This window comes from Collinsella aerofaciens, from assembly GCF_028209395.1.
GTDB lineage: Bacteria > Actinomycetota > Coriobacteriia > Coriobacteriales > Coriobacteriaceae > Collinsella > Collinsella aerofaciens_AZ.
Window position 1 is genome coordinate 1 of the sequence record NZ_JAQLDQ010000050.1, and the last position, 1492, is coordinate 1492.

1 pseudogene is annotated in these 1492 nt (G+C 61.7%); it reads left to right on the forward strand.

The window, feature by feature from the left end:
* Nucleotides 1–244: 244 nt before the first annotated feature.
* Nucleotides 245–1492: pseudogene (locus tag PMW67_RS09670) on the forward strand (hypothetical protein); the annotation flags it as partial.

Consider the following 1492-nt stretch of genomic DNA (forward strand, 5'->3'; position numbering starts at 1 on the left):
GCCGTTGAACCCGCGTATCGATACCGCTCAGCCATTCGCCTCGCCCCCATCGCACGCATCTTCATTCGGCCTGTCATTATCAATCTAACGATGCTTTGAGAAATGTAGGTGCTTCTAAATGTACTGTCGACTTCTTCTCAAACTAATCCTAAGAGACCGGGCCGTATGGATCTCTACGCTCGTTCTCGCTGCAGCCTTCTCCGTCCCCATTGCGTTCAATTCACCCATCTACGGGCCCTTCTTTATGAAGCAGGGCATGCAGGGCTTTGTCGACGCATTCAATACGCGCGCGCCCCAGGCCAGCGGCACAGACCTATCGCCAGAGCAGCAAGATGACGCTGAGCTTGCAAGATACGCGAACGCCGCCCTCGCCGCTCAAACCGACGCCGCCTTTCTCGACTCTGCCGAGAGCTACTACGCGCTCATGGGCGAGGGCTTCCAATCCGGGTCCATCGTGGGAGACCGAGAGACCAATGACGCGGAGCTCGCATATTGCCGCGCCCTGAGCAGCTCCGGCATCACGGATATCCCGGCCTCCGCAAACGACCTGCCATTCCTCTCCTTCCTGCCCTACGCCATTGCCACGGCGCCGTCCTTCCTTCCCTTCATCCCCTTCCTTCTCTCGTCGATACTCGTGCTCGGCGCCACAAGGCCCGGGACCCTGGCGGCAAAGGCGCCCGCGCCCAAATTCCGGCGCCTTATCCAGATCGTGTTTTCGATAATCGCCGCGGGGACCGCGATGCTCCTCGCCGGCCTCGCACCCGGGGGCATTTACGCCTTGGTCCTAAACGGCTTCGGGCAAATTGGGTACCCGATCGCCTTCTTCCATGACGGCGCGCTTGCCACCACGACCGCGGGAGACGTCTTCACGACCCTGCTTCTCGCGCTGCTTGCGGGCGGAACCTTGATATCCGTTTGCTCCGCCGTCCTATCGACCGCAACGAGGCGCGTCCTCGCAGGCCCCCTTACCTCAGCGCTGCTTGTCGCGGCCCCGGCATTCCCGTTGCTGTCCGATTCGGCGCTTGAGCATAATGCCGTGCTCGGGCTCCTGCCGCTGGCCGTGTTCTCGCCTATCGAGGCAACGGGCTACGTAGGATGCTTCCCGACAGAATTCATTGGCTCCGGTTCAGGCAGCGCATCGATGCTTGCCGTGGCCCTGGCATACGTCGCGGTCCTTTTTGCGGTCGGCGCCGTTGCGGCACGTTCGCCCAAACAGGCTGGACCCGCTAAAAAGCGCCATGGGCTCGAGCTTCTGGACGCGAGCGTGGGATACGGGAGCACGACGATACTTTCAATCGGATCGCTTTTCCTGAGCCCGGGAACGGCGGCGGGCCTCGTTGCTCCCAACGGCTCGGGGAAAACCACCCTTCTTGAAGCGCTGTCGGGCCAATTTCCCACCCGCATCCGCTCGGGAAGCCTGGCGGCAGACGGAATCTGCCAACGTCGATCAGCCGAATTTGCAGAACTCGTCTACCTGAGCTCTTCGGGCGGC